A 1,127-nucleotide genomic window follows, 5' to 3' on the forward strand; every position below is an offset into this window, starting at 1 on the left:
GATTCTGGCACCATGGTTGACGGCTTCTTTGATGCTGTTTATAGCCATTTGGCGGTCTTCACAGGTGATTAATCTTCCTGCGTTTCCCCCCAAATAGCTTTGGCTTTTTTTGAGAGTACCAATAACGCAGCTGTTTCAGATAAGGCACGGTCTTTACGGTTAAGTTCTTTCTTGTAGTGGCTGATTTCTTTATCTTTTTCAGTTAATTTATGGCTCTCAGCAATCACATTCATTTCTTTCATGGCAAGTGCTTCTACACATTCACTCAAGAGCGACTTAACCATGGCAATGTCATATCCATTTTCTCTGCAGTATCTTGCTAATTCTGCTTCATTTAATGTCGATGTAGCAATGATGATATTGAGTTTTTTCTGCGCTTCAGTGAGCTTATTAACAGGGATCGATGATTTAGTTTTACTGTTTGTCTTTTTAGATGTTGTTTTATTTTTCATGTCGTTATCATTCAATCCTGCTTTAAGCTCAGTTTGCCATTTATAAAGCGTGCTTGTTGAGATGTTATAGTGTTGGGCTAATGCGGTGATGCTTGTATAATCACCATCCAATAATTTTGTCAAAATTGTTTCTTTGAATTCTACGGTAAATTTACTCATTTGTCTGTCCTTATTATGATTAAGTTATCAGTGGACAGGTAGTGTGACATAGGGGCGTATACTCATGATTTTACCCACCTGTTTCTAGAAGAGGCAATTATTCTCCACCGAATTCTTACTTTTATCAATGGTAGATACACAGAATTATTTTCAGGGTAATGCAAAGCTCTCATATTAATTCAATGACACATATTTTTAATTCGAGTTAAAAATGGGGGTATTACAACACCTTTTGCACTACCACTCATTATTTCTATTTTTTGTTTCGCTTTTAGTAAAACTCATCATCTTCATCAAATTCTTTATCCATTTTTTCCTTTTCTATAAAGAATTTGATCAAATCATCTGATTCTCTTTCCAAAATACCTCCGTAATGTGATATAGAAGTAATTAATTCAGAGTAACTTATTATTGCCAGTACCTGGAAATAATCATACAGTGGCTTAAACTCTTCACTTAAATAGGTAACACATGTTGCCCAATTAGAAGGTATTCTACTGTCTTTAATTTTAAATA

At 34.5% G+C, this 1,127-nt stretch carries 2 protein-coding genes; both read right to left on the reverse strand.

The window, feature by feature from the left end; translation table 11 throughout:
- Window positions 1–68: 68 nt before the first annotated feature.
- Window positions 69–611, reverse strand: a complete 543-nt coding sequence (locus BMW37_RS10020; protein ID WP_093320484.1) for a transposase — start codon at window positions 609–611, stop codon at window positions 69–71.
- A gap of 271 nt (window positions 612–882) precedes the next feature.
- On the reverse strand, window positions 883–1,127 hold a 245-nt coding region (locus tag BMW37_RS15145), incomplete at its 5' end, for a hypothetical protein (RefSeq protein ID WP_177168643.1).

Origin of the sequence: Thorsellia anophelis DSM 18579, assembly GCF_900111395.1 — a bacterium.
Lineage (GTDB): Bacteria > Pseudomonadota > Gammaproteobacteria > Enterobacterales > Thorselliaceae > Thorsellia > Thorsellia anophelis.

What these genes read in the sequence shown, in the direction of transcription:
- BMW37_RS10020 (WP_093320484.1), bottom strand. Translation starts at nt 611, where the DNA reads ATGAGTAAATTTACCGTAGAATTCAAAGAAACAATTTTGACAAAATTA.